Raw genomic sequence first — 17,750 nt, forward strand, 5'->3', positions numbered from 1 at the left:
ACCCGCCCCGCCTCCCGGAGCGCCCGCGCCGCCTCCCCCGGCTCCCGCCCCGCCGCCGGAGGACGCCCCGCCGGGCGGCGGCGCCCAGGTGGTCGACACCGCGAACGAACGACTCGACGACGGCGTCAACCGCTGTCTCAAGTGCGGGTCGACGGAGATCCAACTCCGTCCGTCCACCGGCATGCTGGTGTGCTTGTTCTGCCGCTACGAGTGGTCCGAGGCGAAGGTCGACACGGTCCTCGCCGCCCCGACGAGCATCGGCGACCTGCGGGGCGTCACCCTCGCCTCCGGCGCGTCCGACATCTCGAGCGACGCCGATCTGGTCACGATGAAGTGCTCCGGCTGCGGCTCGGAGGTGGTGGTGAACACCGCCGAGGCGATGTCGTCGCAGTGCCACTGGTGCCGCCACGTGCTCACCGTCAACGAGCAGGTGCCCAACGGCGCCGTGCCCGACGCGGTGCTGCCCTTCTCGGTCACCCGCGAGCAGGCGATCGAGAAGATCAAGGAGTTCGCCGGCAAGCGCAAACTGCTCGCCCACCGCAAGTTCCGCGACGCCTTCGCGCCCGAGGACGTCTCCGGGGTCTATCTGCCCTACATGGTGGTCGACGCCAACGCCAGCGCCGACGTCCATGGCCGCGGCGAGGTGTTGACGCGTCGGTACACGCGTGGCAGCGGCGACAAGCAGGAGACGGTCTACGACGCCGACGTCTACCGGGTCGACCGGCACGTCGACTTCACCGTCGACGACCTCACCCTGGAGTCGTCGGCCGACCGGGCGAATATGAACACGTTCGTCAACACCAACAACGTGATCAACACGATCCTGCCGTTCGACACCGAGAACGCGGTGCAGTGGAACGCCCACTACCTCGTCGGCTACACCTCGGAGCGTCGCGACCAGGACGTCTCGGCCATGATGCCGGTGCTCGGCGACCAGCTCCTGTCGATCGCCCGCTCCCAGGTGCACGGCTCCATCCGGAGCTACGACCGCGGCGTGCGGTGGGAGGCCGAACGGCTCACGCTGCACGGCTCGCAGTGGGTGTCGATGTACCTGCCGGTCTGGCTGTACTCCTACTACCACGAGGGGCGGGGCAAGCCGATGGTCCACTACATCGCCGTCAACGGGCGCACCGGCGAGACGATGGGCAGCATCGCGGTCTCGCACCCGCGTCTCATCCTCGCCGCGCTGACCACCGGAACGGTGCTGGAAGGCATCGCCGTCGCGATCATGGGCGTCCTATGAGCGCGCTCGTCGAGACGGTCGCGCTGCTGGCGCAGAACGGATACGTCGACTCCTCCCAGGACGGCGAGACACCGTGGATTCTGCTGCTGCTCGGCCCGGCGGGCGCCGGGGGCGTCTACTGGATGCTGTTCCGCTTCTACCGCAACACCGACAAGACGCACGCCTTCGAGAGGGAGACGCGCGTCGAGGCGCAGCCGATCAGCGGGAACGACGTGAAGATCGAGGAGGTCCGGGGCACCACCCGCTCCGCGATCCAAGGGGACAACTCCGGCTCGTACCGCCAGCGGGTACGACGGCTCGACTGAGTTTTCGTGCAGACCTGACACTCGGATCGGATCGGCTTATGCGCCTGGAACGAGAGCGATTTCGCGCTGTGTCAAAGGTCATGGGTCTGACGTGGCCGAAGCCATGGCGTCGCCTCGGCGGGCGGCCTACGGTGCGTCTATGGACATCAGCGGTCGTCGTGTTCTGATCACTGGCGCGTCGAGCGGCATCGGTCGCGCGCTCGCCTTCGAGCTGGCCCGACGCGGCGCCCGGCTCGCCATCGCGGCGCGCAGCGTCGACGCGTTGGAGGAGGTCGCGGCGCTCACCGGAGCGAGCGTGCATCAAGTCGATTTGTCGATTCGTGGCGTGGCGGCGCGGCTCGCCGCCGAGGTGGGACCGGTCGACGTGCTGGTCAACAACGCCGGCGCCGGACTCGCCGCGCCCGTCGCGGTGCTCGGCGACGACGAGGACGCGCGCGCCTCCCACGAGTTGAACTACTGGAGCCCGCTGGCGCTCATCAGCGCGCTGCGTCCGCCGGCGGTCGTGAACGTGACCTCGCTGGCCCCGGTCACCCCGTGGCCGCTGTCCGGGAGTTACGCGGCGGCCAAGGCGGGGCTCTCCGCGGCGACCGAGGTGCTGCGCATGGAGTCGCCGGGAACGCTCGTGTTGGAGGTCGTGCCCGGCCCGGTCGACACCCCCGTGCAGGCCGAGGTCAGACTCATCCCCGGCAGCGCCGCCGTGCTCGACCGCTTCCCGATGGGCTCGGCGGAGGCTTGCGCCAACCGGATCGCCGACGCGCTGGAACGCGAGCGCAAGCAGATCGTCTTCCCGCGCTTCTACTACCTGGCGGCCTTCTTCCCGCTGCTCGGCCGGATCTTCCTGCGCTGGCTGTCGCGGAACGTCGAGACCAGCGACGTCGTGCTGCGCACCGGCTCCCACGGCGACCCCAACGCCCGCGCCGCCCGGCGCGCGTGGCGTCCCCGAGACGCACGGGAGTCAGTGTCTCGTTGAGCCGGCAGCGCTCGGTGGAGGCCGAAATTGTCAGACCCTCCGCCTACGCTCCTCGGTGAACGCGCAATCCGACGCTTCATCGAGGAGGCATCACGCATTTGTCCCACCATCCCGACTCAGATTCCCCGATCACTCCGCCGCTCCCGCTCGCGGCGTACCTGCCGGACGACTACCTGCCCGTCTACGGCGCCTCGCTCACGCCCGAGAGCCTCATCGCGCGCAGCGCGTTCGTCTCGACCGTCACCGCGCTGAACGCCCAGGGCGAGACCGTCGAGTACGAGCTTGTCGCCCTGGGCGGCGAGCAGCCGTCAGCGCTGTGCCAGGTCGACGGCGTGCGGCAAACCTACACCGACCCCCATTCCAAGGTCGTCGTCGGCGATGTCGCCCACCCGGCGGAGTGGTTCGACTGGATCGCCCGGCAGGACGCCGCCGGACACCTCTCGCGGCGTGCCGACGCCTGGTACGACAGCGACGAGATCGAGCGAGCCCTGCGCCGCGCCGAGTTCGGCATCGTCGCCTACGCCGAGGAGGAAACGGCCTGCCGCAACTTCGCGAGCCTGGAGGAGTTCCGCGTCTGGCTCGGCGACCACCTCACGGCGACACAAGTTCGAGCCACGGTGGCGGCGGTCACGCGCTTCCCGGTCGGCTCCGACGGCAAGCCCCGCACCGAGCAGTTCCTCCGCACCTGGGGGTCGGAGGCGCCGGTCCGGTGGGCCGCTTACGTGATGTCCACCGACCACGACCCGGCCGATTGGCTGACCCCGCCGCCGGACCGCTACCAACCGCGTCCGTGGATCACGCTGAACTACTCCGGCGCCGAACTACTGCACAGCGAGACGATGGCGGCGCTGCCGTGGTCGGAGCTCGCCGAGCACGCCACCCTCGACCACACCGACGGCTCGCAGGCCGACTGGTGGGCGCTGACCGTCGAAGGAACCGACTACACCCTTGTGTTCCCGCGTCAGTACGCCAACGTCTACCTGTACACCGACGGGGACGGCGCGCATGTCACCCTCTCGATCCTTCCCACCGAGCGTCGGACCGAGGACAACCGGCGGCGCGACCGGTTCGAACGTCGCTGGGGCTCCTGGCTCGACGACGAGGCGGTACTGACCGACGAAGAGATCGGCGTCGCCGTGGCCGAGGCCGCCCTGACCGCGGCGCTGGCCGCGGAGAGCGAGGAGCACTGACATGGCGACCACCACCCGTGACGACGACCTCCTGACCGACGTCTTCGACGACGAGGGCGACCGTCCGCGCGGCTGCCGCTGGGACGAGTCGGTCTGCACTTCTTCCCCGGAATACCGGGTTCTGGCCGGGCATGGCGACACCTTTGACGACGTGCTGACCTTCTGCCCGCGCCACTACGCGCTCTACCTCGCGCGCCTGGTCGAGGTGCACGCGCCCGGCTGCGCCGGATCGCTGCGCGACCACATCGCCGAGTACGGCCCGATCAGTGGCTGACGCTACCCGCGCCTCCTCCCGTTGCGGCTCGTCCCCGTCAGAACCAGGCGGCGGTGATCTGCCCGCCGAGCCACGACTCGATCAGCCACGAGGAGATGGAGACGCCGGTGGGCGGGAGGAGCAGCGTGCCGGCCTCCCCGTGGGCGCGCAACTCGTCGCGGGTGACCCAGACGGCCTCGGCGATCTCGTCGGCCTGCACAGTGATGTCGGTCGAGGTCGCCTGGGCGAAGAAGCCGACCATGAGGCTCGCGGGGAAGGGCCAGGGCTGGCTGCCCGCGTAGCCGACCTCGCCGACGGTGACGCCGACCTCCTCGGCGACCTCGCGGCGCACCGCGTCCTCCAGCGACTCCCCCGGTTCGACGAAGCCCGCGAGCGTGGAGAAACGGCCCTCCGGCCAGGAGGGATGGCGGCCGAGCAGCGCCCGGTCCTGGTCGTCGGTGACCAGCATGATGACAGCCGGATCGGTGCGCGGGAAATGCTCGACCGCGCACGCCGGACAGTGGCGCGAGTGGCCGAGCTTGCGGACCTCCGTGCGGGCGCCGCAGCGCGGACAGAAGGGGGTCGCGCCGAGCCAGCGGGCGATGGCGACGGCATGGACGGCGAGGGAGAGCTCGTCGGGGTCGAGCAGCGGCGCGAGCACGCGGACGCTCGTCGGGCTCAATTCCGCAGGCACCCGTCCGTCGACCACGACGGCGGCGTGACCGCGACCGTTCTGCTCGCCCAGCCACACCTGCTCCCCCTCGGGCGCCCCGGCGAGGCTCATCCACGCGATGGCCGGACCGTCGGTCGTGGCGAGGTGCTCCCCGCCGAGGACCATCACGCGCGTGTCGTCCGGCAGCGGCCCGTCGCGCAGGTGGGCGGCTCGATCATGACGCGCGACCTCGAAGGCGAAACGGCTCACGAGCCCACCGTAGTCCGCGAGCGCGTCAGACTGCTTGCCCGTGGCGAGGCCGCGTGCCATAGTGAGGAACGAGCCTCCCCTACGCGTAGCGGGTAGGAAGTGAACCCGGGATTTCCTGCCGGACGACAGGGCCCGGGTTTCGCGCTGTCTAGCCGTCTAACTCGATCATTGTCACCGAAGCCCCTTGGCGTAGTTGAGCAAGAAAGACTGGCTGTCCCACCCGCTGCGCGACCACGGCTCCACATACCGTGTCCGGCAACCACAGCATCGGTTGACGTCGTCCCACCTCATGGTCGACCCGTACGTCTGCCGAGACACGCCGTTGAGACCTCAGAAACGTCAACATGTCCCGATCGCGCTGATCGTCTCTTCGTCCGCGTGATTCAAAAACCACTCGTCTGACGCCGATCTGGTCCAACTCGACCAGCAGAGACTCTAGGCACTTGCGGCGCTGCCACTCGGAACGTTCATCGCCATGGCCTGAACGGACAACGATCACATGGCGCGCCGCTAACTTCGCGCACGACCGCATCACCACATGACGTCGCTGCTCCGACTCATCGCGCCAGTGAAGCTTGCGTTGCCCTCTCAACAAAAGCCCCCGCATCACTCGCTGGACTTCCTCGCTCGTCTCCTCATCGCAGACGGCCGCCGCCAAGATGTACGTCCCAGGATCGACAACCCGATCAGACTGAGACTCATCGACGAAAGCGAACAACGGCTGCTCCACTCGCCCATGCTGTCAGCGAGCCCCGCCGCTGGGAAGTCAACTATCCACAGCCCGTCGCTCTTCACTTCTGGGCACAACCCAGCGCATACTGGCAGCGAGCCTCCCCTACGCGTAGCGGGCAGGAAGTGAACCCGGGAGTTCCTGTTGGATGACAGGGCCCGGGTTTCGCGCTGTCTACCCGACGACGTGGCACACGCGCTGGAGCGTTCCGGTGTCACCGCCTCTCAGGACCCCTCCACTACAGCCTCCAGGTGAACAGCGAGACCTAACACAGCTTGCACATATATGTGTCAGACATGCACACTTGTATGTGCAGGCAGGAGGCGACAGCATGACGACGCACGCACATGAACCACGTACTGCTGTACTCACGCACGCACGAGCGCGACGCCAAGCGCACGACCTGCTCGAACAGGTCGGCGGTCGGGTGGAGACGTTGTCCGTGGAAGTCGAGAGCCTCACCGCTCCGGTGCCCCGTGAACTCACTGACGTCATCAGCCGAGTGCTCGAGGTCATGGCTCAGGGCGGCACGGTGGTGATCGGTTCCTTGCCTGACGAGTTGACGACGACGGCTGCAGCCGAACAACTGGGGGTCTCCCGTCCGACGCTGATGCGGATGATCCGCGACGGCGAGATCACCGCCCACAAAGTGGGCACCCACCATCGTCTCCGCACCCCGGACGTTCTCGCGTTCAAGAGAAAGCGCCTTGAACGTCAGCGGCAGGCTTTCGAGGATCTTCGCGCGTTGGAGGACGAACTCGACATGTTCTGACAGATCGGCTCGGTACCGTGGATCGCATGGTGGCCGGGGTGCTCGTCGACGCGAACGTGCTGTTCTCGCGAACATTGCGAGACTGGCTCTTCCTTCTTCGCAATCAGGCCGGTGGCGACCTGTTCACCGTCTACGCCACCGAAGACATCGTCGCCGAGACGGTCTATCGCCTACGACGCAGACATCCCACCGCTCCGGGTCGCGTCATCTCCCATGTCCACGATCTGATCACCGAGCAGCTCGACCTGCGTGTCAGTGACTTCACCATCGACACCACTCATCCGAGTCCAGACCCGGACGACGCGCATGTCCACGCGGCAGCGGTGGCCTCAGAAGCGTCGATCCTCCTCACTGCCGACACCGGGTTCACCCGACTGCCCCACCACACCCTCGACTCGCTGCCGTACGAGGTCCGCACGCCCGACGCGTTCTTCGTCCTCATCGACGACACCGACCCTGCTTCAGTCCGACAGGTGACCGTCCAGCAACTCGACTGCTGGTTCCAGCGAGACGACGAGGCCGACCTGGCAGGAAGCCTGCGGAAGGCTGGTTGTCCTCTCTTCGCTCGCCGGGTCGCCGGACATGTCCACCGCCTGCGCTGGACACCGCCTGTCTAGTCCACGTCACGGGCACAGCTCCCACACGCGCCAGTGGTCCGGCGGCTGCCATACTCGGCCGGACCGCTGACAGACGGAGGCAAGCATGGGCGGGCAGGACGTTCTTCTCATCCACGGCACGTGGGGCAACGGATCGGGGTGGGACGAGGTCGCGCATCAGCTCACCGCGCAGGGCTACACGGTGCACGCGCCGACGCTGCCGCACCACGGACGGGCCAGCGAGATCGACGTCGAAGCCGAGGCGCGTGAGGTCGCCAAGCTAGGCCTGTCGGAGAACGTCGACTTCCTCCGCGGTCTCGTCGACGCCATGGACACCACACCCATCGTCATCGGCCACTCGCTCGGCGGCCTCTACGCCCAACTGCTCGCCGCCCAGGTCGAGACCGCCGGTGTCGTGCTAATCGGCCCCGCCCCGCCGGCAGGCGTGTTCGCCCACTACCCGACCACGAGCGCGCTGTGGCTGCGGTACTCCTTCGACTGGATCGCCCGCCGCCCGATGTACCCGGTCTCACGCGAAGTCTGGAACCGCTACGTCTGCAACACCACCCCACGAGAGATCTCCGACGCGCTGCACCGCGACCTGTGCCCCGAGTCCGGCACGGTCTACTGGCAGCTCGGCATGTGGTTCCTCGACCCCGGCCGCCACGCCAAGGTCGACTTCGACGCGATCACCTCGCCAGTGCTGGTGATCGCCGGCGGCAAGGATCGCTGCTGCACGCCGACCATGGTCCGCTCCATCGCCCGCCGCTACGGCGCCCGCGCCACCTACGTCGAGATCGCCGGCGCGGACCACATGATGATCACCGGATCGGCGCTGCCGCACACGCTGCGACGCCTCGGCCGTTGGATCGACGAGAACGACCGCCGCGCGGCTAACCCCCGAGTAGCCGTTCCAGCTCGGGGCGGTCGGGGAGGGTGTCGAAGGTGACGGTGCGGTCGAGGCGGACGTAGTAGAACGACGCCGTCACGCGGTCGGGGTCGACGCCGTGCTTCTCGGCCCAGGCGAGGCGATAGATCGCCAACTGCAAGGCGTCGGCGGACACGCGGTGGTGGGTCTTCCAGTCGACCACCTCGAAACCGTCGGTGCCGTCGGGCAGGCGAGTCGGGAAGACCGCGTCGATCCGGCCGATCAGACGCTGCCCGCCCAGTTGTAGCGCGAACTCCTCCTCCACTGCCACCGGACGGCGCGCGGCGTACGGGCTCTTCGCGAACGCCGACTGCAGTGCGGCCAGGTCGGACTCGTCGACGATCTCCTCGTCGGCGTGGCCCGGCAGGTCGTCGGGATCGAAGAGCGCCAGCTGGACGTCCTCGGCGAACTGCGTCTCCACCCAGGCGTGGAAGGTCGTGCCGAAACGCGCCGAGGCCGACGGGGGCCGCGGGGTGGGGCGCACCAGCGCGCGCACGAACTCGGCCTCGTCGGACAGCAGCTCCATCGTCTGCGTCGCCGAGAGCGTGTCCGGCAGCCGCACCTCGACCACCGACGACTCCAGCCGCTCGGCCTGCGCCAACACCAGATCCAACTCCTCGGCCAGCTCCGCGTGCGACGGATGCACAGGAGCCGCCGACTCGGCGGCGAGCGCGGCGCGGACCTCCTCGGCGAAAGCGCGACGCGACTCCATGCCGACCACCGGCTGCGGCCACGGGTAGACGAGGTCGTCGGTGAGCGGGTTCTCCTCGTCGTCGGCGGGCTCGGCGGCCCACGCCGCCGGCTCCTGGCCGCGCTCGACCAGCCAGGCGCGCGCGTCAGCCAGGAAGGGCGACACCTTGCGCGGCCGCAGCTGGGTGCGCCCCCACCGGTGGCCGCTCAAATGGAGCCGCGCCTTCGCCCTGGTCAGCGCGACATACGCCAGCCGCACCTCCTCCATGTACGACTCGCGCGCCGACGCCGCCTTGTACTCCTTGTCGCCCGCCGTCGTCGGGTCGGTGAAGTCGGCCAGCGAGTCGGCGTCGCCGCGCAGGCCGACGGGGAGGGCGGCGGCGTTCGTGGTCCAGCGGGCGCGGGCCTTGCGCGAGGGGAAGACCCCGTCGGCGAGGAACGGCACGAACACCTCCTCGTACTCCAGCCCCTTCGACTTGTGCACGGTGAGCACCTTGACCGAGTTGGCCTCCGACGGAGCGCTGACGTCGAGCCCGTCGGCGTAGTCGCGCTCGGCGGCCAGATAGGACATGAGTCCGCCGAGCGAGGCGTTCGGCGCGCCCGTCGCGTACCCGGCGACCGCCTCGTGCAACAGGGCGAGGTTGTCGGCGCCGAGGCCGGCGACGTCGAGTTCGATGTCGAGTTGCAACTCGCGCACGACCCGGTGGACGAGGTCGGTCAGCGGCTCATGCGCGTGACGGCGCAGCCGCGACAGCAGCGCGGCGAGGTCGGCGAACCGCGCCCGCGCCTCGGCCGAGTAGCCGCCGTCGCCCGGGTCGTCGAGGGCCTCTGCCAGCGAGACGACCTCGGTGCTGTCGACGGCCTCGGTGGCGCGCTCCAACTCGGCGGCGAGGACCGCGTCGAGGTCGGCGGCGTCGGGACCATCGCCCGTGCGCCAGGCCTCGGCGATCGTCCGGGCGCGACGGCCCAGCAGCGCCAGATCGCGGTCGCCGACCCGCCAGCGGGGACCGGCCAGCAACCGCAGCAGCGACGGGTTGGCGGTCATGTCGTCGAGCAGGTCGAGGACCGCCAGCACGTCGAGCACCTCCGGCTGGACCAGCAGTCCGGTGAGCCCGACGATCTCCACCGGAACCTCCCGCGCCCGCAACGCCTGCACGATCTCGACGTTCTCGGCCTTGGTGCGCACCAGCACGCCGATCTCGCTCCACTGGGGCGGGTCCAGGCGTTGCCCGGCGACGACGATGGCGTCGGCGACCGCCTCGACCTCGTCGGCGACGGTGGCGTGCAGCGCGACCGTGACCTCGCCGTCGGGATTCTCCGGGGCGGCCTCCAGAGGGCGCACGACGTCGGACTCGGCGTAGAACTCGCGCGCGACATATCCGGCGAGGTCGATGATGCGGCGACCACAGCGACGGCTCACCGCCAGGCTGAACGGCGCGGCGGGCTCGCGACCCTCCGGCGTGAACTGCTCGATGAAGCCTTCCAGGTTGCCGGTGGCCGCGCCGCGCCAGCCGTAGATGCCCTGCGCGGGGTCGCCGACGGCCGTCACCCGGCCGCCGTCGCGGAACAGCGCGGCGAGCAGATCGCGCTGGGCGACGGAGGTGTCCTGGTACTCGTCGAGCAGCACGACGTCGAACCGTCCTCCCAGATCCTCGGCGACCTCCGGCAGCCGGGCGAGCTGGGTGCCCCAGGCCATCTGGTCGGAGAAGTCCATGACCCCGGCCTCGGCCTTCGCCGCGCGGTAGCGGTCGACCAGGCGGCTCAGCTCGGTGCGTTTGCGGGCGGTGTCGACGACGCCCTCGTGGAGTTTGAGCTGCTTGGGCTGGCTCCGCATCTCGAGGATCACGTCGCGGTCGTAGTCGCGGAGCTGTTCGGGCTCGACCAGGTGCTCCGACAGTTGCCCGTCGAGGGAGAGCACGTCGCCGACGAGGTGGGGCAGGCTGACGCTGACCAGGCTCAACGGCTCGTCGACCTCGCGCAGCATGCGGGCGACCAATTGGTGGCGGCGGGCGTCGGTGAGCACTTGGAGATCGGGCTCCAGGCCGAGCCGCAGGCCGTGTTCGGCGATGAGGCGTCCCGCGAAGGCGTGATAGGTGGAGACGGTCGGCTCCCCGGCGTCGGTCAGGTCGAGCGCGGCGCCGAGGGAGGCGCGCACACGTCCGGCCAACTCGCCGGCGGCCTTCGCGGTGAAGGTGAGGCCGAGGACGCGCTCGGGGTCGACGCCCTCGTGGCCGACCAGCCACACGACCCGCGCCGCCATGACGGCGGTCTTGCCCGACCCGGCCCCGGCGATGATCGAGTACGTGCCCTCGCGCGGCGCGGTGATCGCCGCCTTCTGCTCGGCGCTGAACGGGATGCCGAGGACCGCGCAGAGATGGTCGACGTCGCGGATGGGGCGCGTCATCGGGGGGCTCCGATGGTGAAGGAGGTCTGGGCGGGGCAGAGGGTGTCGAACTCGCAGAACGTGCAGGTGGCGGGGGTGGCGGCCAACTCCTCGGAGCGCATCGTGTGGACGGCGCGGCGGATGAGGTCGTGGACGAAGAACTCCCCCTCGGCGGGCGCGGGCTGCCGCTGGACCTTGGGCGCGTCGGGGGCCTTCGCGCCCTCGGGAATCCGCAGCTGCACCAGCTCGCTGCCGCCGACCTCGCGGTGGCCCTCGACCCCGGCCTCGCGCACCGCCAGCTGGTAGACGCCCAACTGCGCGTGCTCGCGCACCTCGTCGGCGCGCGGAGCGTTCTTGCTGTTCTTGAAGTCGACCACGTGGACGAGCCCGTCGGCGTCGACCTCCACCCGGTCCATCGAGCCGCGCAGCACGACCGTCTCGCCGTCGACCGTCAGCTCGGCGACGAAGTCGTGCTCGGCGGCCAGCGGCGTGCGCGGGTTCTCGACGTGCCAGGTGGCGAAGCGGGTGAGCGCCTGATAGGCCTCGGCCTTCTCCCGCTCGCTGATCCACGCGGTCTCGTGGCCGAGACGGTGCCAGACGGAGTCGAGGTGGGCGTGCAGCTCCGCGACGCTCGGGTTCTCCAAGCCCCGCCGCACCACGTCGGCGGCGACCGCGTGCACGACGAGCCCGAAGCCCTGCGCCGTGGTGGAGCCGCGCGACGCCTGCGCCTCGCTCGACAGGAACCACTTGAGCGAGCAGCCCGTGACGGCGGTCAGGCTCGACCCGGACAGCACGAGCGGCCGACCGGGATCGCGCAGCGGGACGTCGGACTCGGTGAGGTCGGCCAGCCCCCACCAGGTGTCGGGGTGGGCCGCGCGGGCACGACCGGCGCCGCTGCGGGCGATCTTCGCGAGCAGCCCGGCCGCCGAGGCGCGCACCTCGGGGTCGGGGTCGTCGGCGGCTTTGCGGAGCTCCGTGACGAGTCCGCGCAGCGACAGCGGCCTCGGCGGACGCCCCACGCGCTCGCCGTCGCCGAAGCCCGCCGCGCGCAACTCGGCGATGAAGCGCGACGGCCCGTCGGCCTCGTCGCCTCCGGCGTCGACCGCTGTGACGAGCAGATGCTCGCGGGCGCGGGTGAGCGCCACGTACATGACCCGGCGCTCCTCGTGCAGCCGCTCGCGGGTGGACGGCGGCTCGCCGCCGAGCAGGTCGGGGCGCAGCAGCGCGTGACGCTGGGTGAGATTCGGCCAGACCTCCTCCTGCACGCCCGCCACGACGACCACCGGCCACTCCAGGCCCTTCGACCGGTGGGCGGTCATCAGCCGGACCGCCGCCGGACGCGCGGAGCTGTCGGCCAGCCGGTCGGCGGGCAACTGCTGGGCGCGCAGGTCGGCGACGAAGCCGGCGACCGAGCGCCGCTGGTGACGCACCTCGGAGCGGGCGGCGTGGTGGAACAGGGCGACGACGGCGTCGAGGTCGCGGTCGGCGGCGACCCGCTCGGCGCCCCCGGCCAGCCAGGCCTGATCGAGCCGCTGCGGCCAGTCGGTGCCCTCCCACAGCGTCCACAACACCTGTTCGGGCGACTCCCCGGCGGTGATCGCCTCGGCGGCCCGGGCGAGCAGACGGCTGAGCCGCACCATCGTGGGGTCGAGGCCGTCGCCGTCGGCGCCCAGACCCGCGAGCGCGCGGGCGATGAGCACCCGCGAGGAGGTGTCGCGGTCGTCGGCGCGCAAGCGTCGGGCCAGCGCGCGCAGATGCGGCGCGTCGACGCCGGCGAGCGGTCCGGTCAGCAGCGTGTCGGCCACCTCCGGGTCGATCTCCTCGCCCCGCGCGAGCGTGTCAGCGGCCTCCAGCGCGCCGAGCAGCACTCGCACGGCGGGCTCGGCGATGAGCGGCACCTCGTCGCCGGACACCTCGCAGGGGATGTCGGCCTCCACGAGCGCCCGCTGGAAACGCCCCAACTGCGCCGAGGTACGCACCAGCACCGCCATCTCGTCCCACGAGCGCTCGGACTCCAGGTGCTGACGGCGCAGCGTCTCGGCGATGTGCTCGGCCTCGGCCGTCTCACTGGTGAAGGTGAGCACACGGGCCTCGCCGTCGCTCTCGCTGACGCAGTCGAGGTCGCGGTGACGGCGCACGGCGTCGAGGGGGATACGTCCGGCCTGGATCGGCGGCAGCACCGCCACGGCGGCGTCGCGAATGGTCCGACCGAAGCGGCGGGTGGCTCCCAAGACCCGCACCTGGGCGTCGGGGAAATGCGCCGGGAACAGCCCCACGCCCTCGGGGTCGGCGCCGCGGAAGCCGTAGATCGCCTGGTCGTGGTCGCCGACGACGACCAACTGCTGCTCCGGTCCGACGAGTTTGCGCAGCACCTCGATCTGGGCGGGGTCAGTGTCCTGGTACTCGTCGACCACGACGAGGCGCAGGTTCTCCCGGATCTTCCGCACCGACGCCGGGTCGTCGAGCAAGGCCGAGGCGCGCACGACGAGCTCGGCGTAGTCGGTGAGGTTCTGGGCGTCGGTGACGTCGCCGTACTCGTCGAGCAGGTCGGCCACCCGTAGCCACAGCGGACGGCCGAGTCGGGCGGCGCGGGCGCGCAGGTCGTCGGTGGTGAGCGTGCCGGTGGCGAGCTCGCCGAGGAAGGCCCCGACCTCGGTGGCGAAGCCGCGCGTGCGCAGCGCGGGACGCAGTTCGGCGGGCCACGTCTCGGCCTCGTGCCCGCCGAGCAGCTCGGCCAGGACCGCGTCGGACTCCGGGGCGGTCATCAGCACGGGCGGCTCGGCGAACACCTCGGGGTCGGCGAAGGCGCGGGTGAGCGCGTAACACCAGGCGTGGAAGGTGGCGGCGGGCACCGGCGCGCCGCCGCCGAGCCGCGCGGTGACCCGCTGGCGCAGCTCCTGGGCGGCCTTGCGGCTGAAGGTGAGCATGAGCACCTGGTCGGCGGTCAGCTCGCCCGCCGCGACGCGTCGCGCGACGAGTTCGACCAGCGTGGTGGTCTTGCCCGTGCCCGGCCCGGCGAGCACGAGCAACGGGCCGCCTCGATGGTCGACGACCGCCTGTTGGAAGGCGTCGAGCACCGGCGCGGGCCGCCCGGCGGCGCTCGGCCGGATCAGCCGGTAGGTCAGGTCACTCACGGGGACATGCCATCACACGCCACTGACAGCTTTCGCGATATCGACCCGGCCGCGCTTGACCGGCGTGCCCTCGCGCTGCCATTCAGCCTGCGCGTCGGGCATGAGGTGGGCTGGGAGGGAGCCGTCGGCCCGCACGACCCGCCACCAGCAGACCGCGTGACCGTCGCGCGCCATGACCCCGCCGACCTGGCGCGGCCCACCCCGCCCGATCTGTTCGGCGATGAGCCCGTAGGTCGTCACCCGTCCCGCCGGAATCGTCTCGACCACCCGCAGCACCGCCTCGGTGAAGTCGATCTCCTCGCCGCTCTCCTCGTCCACCGTCCCGTTCTACCCCACCCCCTGACGAGATTTGCGCCGAGTTCAACCGTTTCCCCGAAGGGATTCGGTTGAACTCGGCGCAAATCTGGGGAGAACGCGACTCAGTAGGACGGCTGGCTGGGGTCGATCTGGTTGACCCAGGCGACGACGCCGCCGCCGACATGCACCGCGTCGGCGTAGCCGGCGCCCTTGAGCACCGCCAGCGCCTCGGCCGAGCGGACGCCCGACTTGCAGTGCAGCACGACCTGCTTGTCCTGGGGCAACTGCTCGAAGGCCTTGCCGTTGAGGAACTCGCCCTTCGGGATCAGCACCGCGCCGGGGATGTGGTTGATGTCGGCCTCGACCGGCTCGCGCACGTCGACCAGCGTGAAGTCGCGGGCGCCGTCGGCGCGCTCCTTCAGCCAGCCGTCGAGCGTGGTGACGCTGATGGTCGAGTCGGCGGCGGCCTCAGCGGCCTCGTCGCTGATCGCGCCGCAGAACGCTTCATAATCCCCCAGGAGTTCCGTGGGAAGACTCTGGGAAGGATCACGCCGAATTTTGAGCGTTGTATAACGCATCTCCAGCGCGTCGTAGGTCATCAGACGGCCGATCAGCGGGTCGCCGATGCCGGTGATGAGCTTGATCGCCTCGGTGACCATGATCGAGCCGATGGACGCGCACAGCACGCCCAGCACGCCGCCCTCGGCGCACGAGGGGACCATGCCCGGCGGCGGCGGCTCGGGGTAGAGGTCGCGGTACTGCGGACCCTCCTGCGCCCAGAACACCGACACCTGGCCCTCGAAGCGGTAGATCGAGCCCCACACGTACGGCTTGTTCAAGATGACGGCCGCGTCGTTGACGAGGTAGCGAGTCGCGAAGTTGTCGGTGCCGTCGAGGATCAGGTCGTAGTCGGCGAAGATCTCCAGCACGTTGTCGGTGTCGAGGCGCACGTCGTGCGTGATGACATTGACGTACGGGTTGATCTCGGCGACCGACTCCGCGGCGCTCTGCACCTTCGGACGGTCGATGTCGGACTGGCCGTGGATGACCTGGCGTTGCAGGTTCGACTCGTCCACGACGTCGTCGTCGATGACGCCGATCGTGCCGACGCCCGCGGCGGCCAGGTATAGCAGCGCCGGGCTGCCGAGGCCGCCCGCGCCGATGACGAGCACCTTCGCGTTCTTCAGGCGCTTCTGCCCGTCCATGCCGACGTCGGGGATGATGAGATGACGGCTGTAGCGACGGACCTCGTCGATCGTCAGCTCGTCGGCGGGTTCCACCAGGGGCGCGACCACGGCAACTCCTCTTGCTCTGGAATGTCTCGGGGGTCAACGCCGTGTGACACGGATCTGTTCCGGCGCCGCCCGGCCCCTATTCTCACCGCCCCGCCCGAGCGCCGGGGAGCCACGTCCGTCCGCTGAGATAGGAGCCGACCAGTAGCATCGCAGGCGTGACCGACGCCCCGACCGTGCGACCTCGCCCCACCCGGCTGCCGCGCAAGGCCCGCAAGGCCCAACTGCTCGAGGTGGCGTTGCGGGTGTTCGTGGAGCAGGGCTACCACGCGGCGTCGATGGACGAGATCGCCGAGCGCGCGGGCGTGTCGAAGCCGGTGCTCTACCAGCACTTCCCCGGCAAGCTCGACCTCTACCTGGCTCTGATCCAGTCGGCCTGCGACACCGTGATCGACGGCGTCAGGCAGGCGCTCGCCTCCACCCAGGACAACCGTCGGCGCGTGCATGCGACGATGGAGCTGTGGTTCGACTACGTCGCCCGCCACGACGCGCCGATCCGCCTGGTCTTCGAGTCCGACCTGACCAGCGACCCGGAGGTGCGCGACGCGCTCGACCGGGTCACGACCGAGTCGGCCTCGGCCATCGCGGAGGTCATCGGCGAGGACACGGGGCTCGACGCCCACGCCGCGCATCTGCTGGCCGTCGCGCTGGTGAGCATGGGCCAGGTGAGCGCGCGGCACTGGCTCGACTCGGACTCCGTCGTCTCGAAGGAGGACGCCGCCCGCCTGCTGGCGACGCTCGCCTGGCGCGGCATCGGCGGCTTCCCCAAGGACGACCCCACCACCACCTGAGCACCACCCCCGAACCGGAAGGAACCCCATGGAGGTCAAGATCGGCGTGCAGAACGCCGGACGCGAGCTGTCGGTCGAGACGGGCGACGCGCCCGAGCAGGTGCTGGCCGCCCTCGACGAGGCATTGACGAGGAAGTCGGTGTTCAGCCTCACCGACGAGAAGGGCAGCACGGTCGCCGTGCCGGCCGAGAAGGTCGCCTACCTGTACTTCACCGCCGACTCCGGCCGCCCGGTCGGCTTCGGGCAGGTCGCGCAGGGCTGAGCCCGACGCGCCAGAGGCCGCCTCCCCCGTGGGGGAGGCGGCCTCTGGCGTTCCGACGACGTCAGCTGATCCGGCGTCCGTGCCGCAGCACACCCACGCCGAGGGCCAGCATCACCAGCGTCACGAGCAGAACTGCCGGGGCGATCCGCGAGCCCGTGCCCGGCAGCGAGTCCTTCGTCTGCTCCGAAGGAGCCGGGGTCGGGGTCGGAGTCGGTTCCGGAGTCGAGACGACCGGGGCCGCCTCGACCACACCGGTGACCTCCGCCGTCAGCCACTCGCCCGTGACCGGGTCCTGCACGATGTAGGCGACCGGCGGAGCCTGTCCGACGAAGCCCGGAGCCGGGGTGAACACGAGTTCGCCGGTCTCCGAGTCGACCTCCCAGACGCCCTCGGGGAACTCCACCCGCGTCACCGGCTGTCCCGTCACCGGGTCGACCAACCGCAGCGTGTCCGGATCGAGGTTCGGGTTGCCGTCGTTGGCCAACGGGTCGACCCTCAACGGACCGCCCGGCTGACCGGTGGCCGTGTCCCCGACGCCCGACGTCGCCACCTTCGTCGTGACCGTCGCGAAGAACGGGTTGCCGTCGCCGTCGTTGACGACGTACCGCACCGGCGGCGGCGTGACGTTCCCGATGTCGCCGTTCGGCGTGAACACCAGCTTGCCGCCCGTCACCGACCACGTGCCGCCGTCGACCGTCAGCGTCGTCACGAAACCGCCCGTCGCCGGATCGACCAGACGCAAGGAGTCCGGGTCGGCGCCGTCCAGGTCGTCGTTGTCGAGCACGTCGACGGTGACCGGCTGGCCCGGGACGACGACGACAGCGTCGTCCTCGCCGGACCCGGCGACCGTCGTGGTGACCGTTCCCGACACCGGCGTCCCGTCCCCGTCGTTGACCACATAGTCCACCGGCGGCGGCGTCACATCCCCGATGTCGCCGTTCGGCGTGAACACCAGCTTGCCGCCCGTCACCGACCACGTGCCGCCGTCGACC

The 17,750-nt window shown here is 70.4% G+C and carries 17 protein-coding genes; 10 read left to right on the forward strand and 7 right to left on the reverse strand.

Features of this window, described 5'->3' with window-relative positions; genetic code table 11:
* From QM621_RS13385 to QM621_RS13405, 5 genes are all read left to right on the forward strand, one after another.
* Positions 1-1,243: hypothetical protein (locus tag QM621_RS13385; RefSeq protein WP_414990885.1), on the forward strand; the 1,243-nt coding region annotated here is incomplete at its 5' end.
* A complete protein-coding gene (locus tag QM621_RS13390; protein WP_414990886.1) occupies positions 1,240-1,548 on the forward strand; it encodes a hypothetical protein in 309 nt (102 codons plus the stop codon). The genes QM621_RS13385 and QM621_RS13390, both read left to right, overlap by 4 nt.
* A 139-nt stretch (positions 1,549-1,687) precedes the next feature.
* The gene (locus tag QM621_RS13395) at positions 1,688-2,518 is read left to right on the forward strand and encodes an SDR family NAD(P)-dependent oxidoreductase (RefSeq protein WP_414990887.1); all 831 of its coding nucleotides are present in this window, start codon (positions 1,688-1,690) and stop codon (positions 2,516-2,518) included.
* Positions 2,519-2,616: 98 nt separating this feature from the next.
* Complete coding sequence (locus QM621_RS13400; protein ID WP_414990888.1) at positions 2,617-3,708, forward strand: hypothetical protein; 1,092 nt, start codon at positions 2,617-2,619, stop codon at positions 3,706-3,708.
* 1 nt (position 3,709) lies between these two features.
* On the forward strand, positions 3,710-3,982 hold the full coding sequence (locus QM621_RS13405; RefSeq protein WP_414990889.1) for a hypothetical protein: 273 nt from the start codon (positions 3,710-3,712) through the stop codon (positions 3,980-3,982).
* Positions 3,983-4,019: 37 nt separating this feature from the next.
* Here the strand turns inward: QM621_RS13405 and nudC are convergent, their stop codons facing one another.
* Positions 4,020-4,943, reverse strand: a complete 924-nt coding sequence (gene nudC, locus QM621_RS13410; protein WP_414990890.1) for an NAD(+) diphosphatase — start codon at positions 4,941-4,943, stop codon at positions 4,020-4,022.
* 88 nt (positions 4,944-5,031) lie between these two features.
* A complete protein-coding gene (locus tag QM621_RS13415) occupies positions 5,032-5,613 on the reverse strand; it encodes a hypothetical protein (protein ID WP_414990891.1) in 582 nt (193 codons plus the stop codon).
* Between the two features lie 331 nt (positions 5,614-5,944).
* Here QM621_RS13415 and QM621_RS13420 point away from each other — a divergent pair, with 331 nt between their 5' ends.
* The 3 genes from QM621_RS13420 (at position 5,945) to QM621_RS13430 (ending at position 7,930) form a co-directional block, all read left to right on the forward strand.
* The gene (locus QM621_RS13420; RefSeq protein ID WP_414990892.1) at positions 5,945-6,385 is read left to right on the forward strand and encodes a helix-turn-helix domain-containing protein; all 441 of its coding nucleotides are present in this window, start codon (positions 5,945-5,947) and stop codon (positions 6,383-6,385) included.
* A gap of 26 nt (positions 6,386-6,411) precedes the next feature.
* A complete protein-coding gene (locus tag QM621_RS13425; protein WP_414990901.1) occupies positions 6,412-7,002 on the forward strand; it encodes a PIN domain-containing protein in 591 nt (196 codons plus the stop codon).
* 85 nt (positions 7,003-7,087) lie between these two features.
* Positions 7,088-7,930, forward strand: a complete 843-nt coding sequence (locus QM621_RS13430) for an alpha/beta hydrolase (RefSeq protein ID WP_414990893.1) — start codon at positions 7,088-7,090, stop codon at positions 7,928-7,930.
* On the opposite strand, the gene QM621_RS13435 is transcribed toward QM621_RS13430, so the two are convergent.
* From QM621_RS13435 to moeZ, 4 genes are all read right to left on the reverse strand, one after another.
* The gene (locus QM621_RS13435) at positions 7,875-11,003 is read right to left on the reverse strand and encodes a UvrD-helicase domain-containing protein (RefSeq protein ID WP_414990894.1); all 3,129 of its coding nucleotides are present in this window, start codon (positions 11,001-11,003) and stop codon (positions 7,875-7,877) included. The genes QM621_RS13430 and QM621_RS13435 overlap by 56 nt on opposite strands.
* On the reverse strand, positions 11,000-14,116 hold the full coding sequence (locus QM621_RS13440; protein ID WP_414990895.1) for an ATP-dependent helicase: 3,117 nt from the start codon (positions 14,114-14,116) through the stop codon (positions 11,000-11,002). The genes QM621_RS13435 and QM621_RS13440 overlap by 4 nt, the downstream gene beginning before the upstream one ends.
* A 12-nt stretch (positions 14,117-14,128) precedes the next feature.
* The gene (locus QM621_RS13445) at positions 14,129-14,434 is read right to left on the reverse strand and encodes an MGMT family protein (protein WP_414990896.1); all 306 of its coding nucleotides are present in this window, start codon (positions 14,432-14,434) and stop codon (positions 14,129-14,131) included.
* Positions 14,435-14,535: 101 nt separating this feature from the next.
* On the reverse strand, positions 14,536-15,708 hold the full coding sequence (moeZ, locus tag QM621_RS13450; protein WP_414990897.1) for an adenylyltransferase/sulfurtransferase MoeZ: 1,173 nt from the start codon (positions 15,706-15,708) through the stop codon (positions 14,536-14,538).
* Positions 15,709-15,863: 155 nt separating this feature from the next.
* On the opposite strand from moeZ, the gene QM621_RS13455 reads away from it, so the two are divergent.
* Positions 15,864-16,496, forward strand: coding sequence for a TetR/AcrR family transcriptional regulator (locus QM621_RS13455; protein ID WP_414990898.1), 633 nt, complete (start codon positions 15,864-15,866; stop codon positions 16,494-16,496).
* Between the two features lie 28 nt (positions 16,497-16,524).
* A complete protein-coding gene (locus tag QM621_RS13460) occupies positions 16,525-16,758 on the forward strand; it encodes a DUF3107 domain-containing protein (protein WP_414990899.1) in 234 nt (77 codons plus the stop codon).
* 61 nt (positions 16,759-16,819) lie between these two features.
* On the opposite strand, the gene QM621_RS13465 is transcribed toward QM621_RS13460, so the two are convergent.
* Positions 16,820-17,750: Ig-like domain-containing protein (locus tag QM621_RS13465; protein WP_414990900.1), on the reverse strand; the 931-nt coding region annotated here is incomplete at its 5' end.

The organism is Aeromicrobium sp. (assembly GCF_047606445.1).
GTDB lineage: Bacteria > Actinomycetota > Actinomycetes > Propionibacteriales > Nocardioidaceae > Aeromicrobium.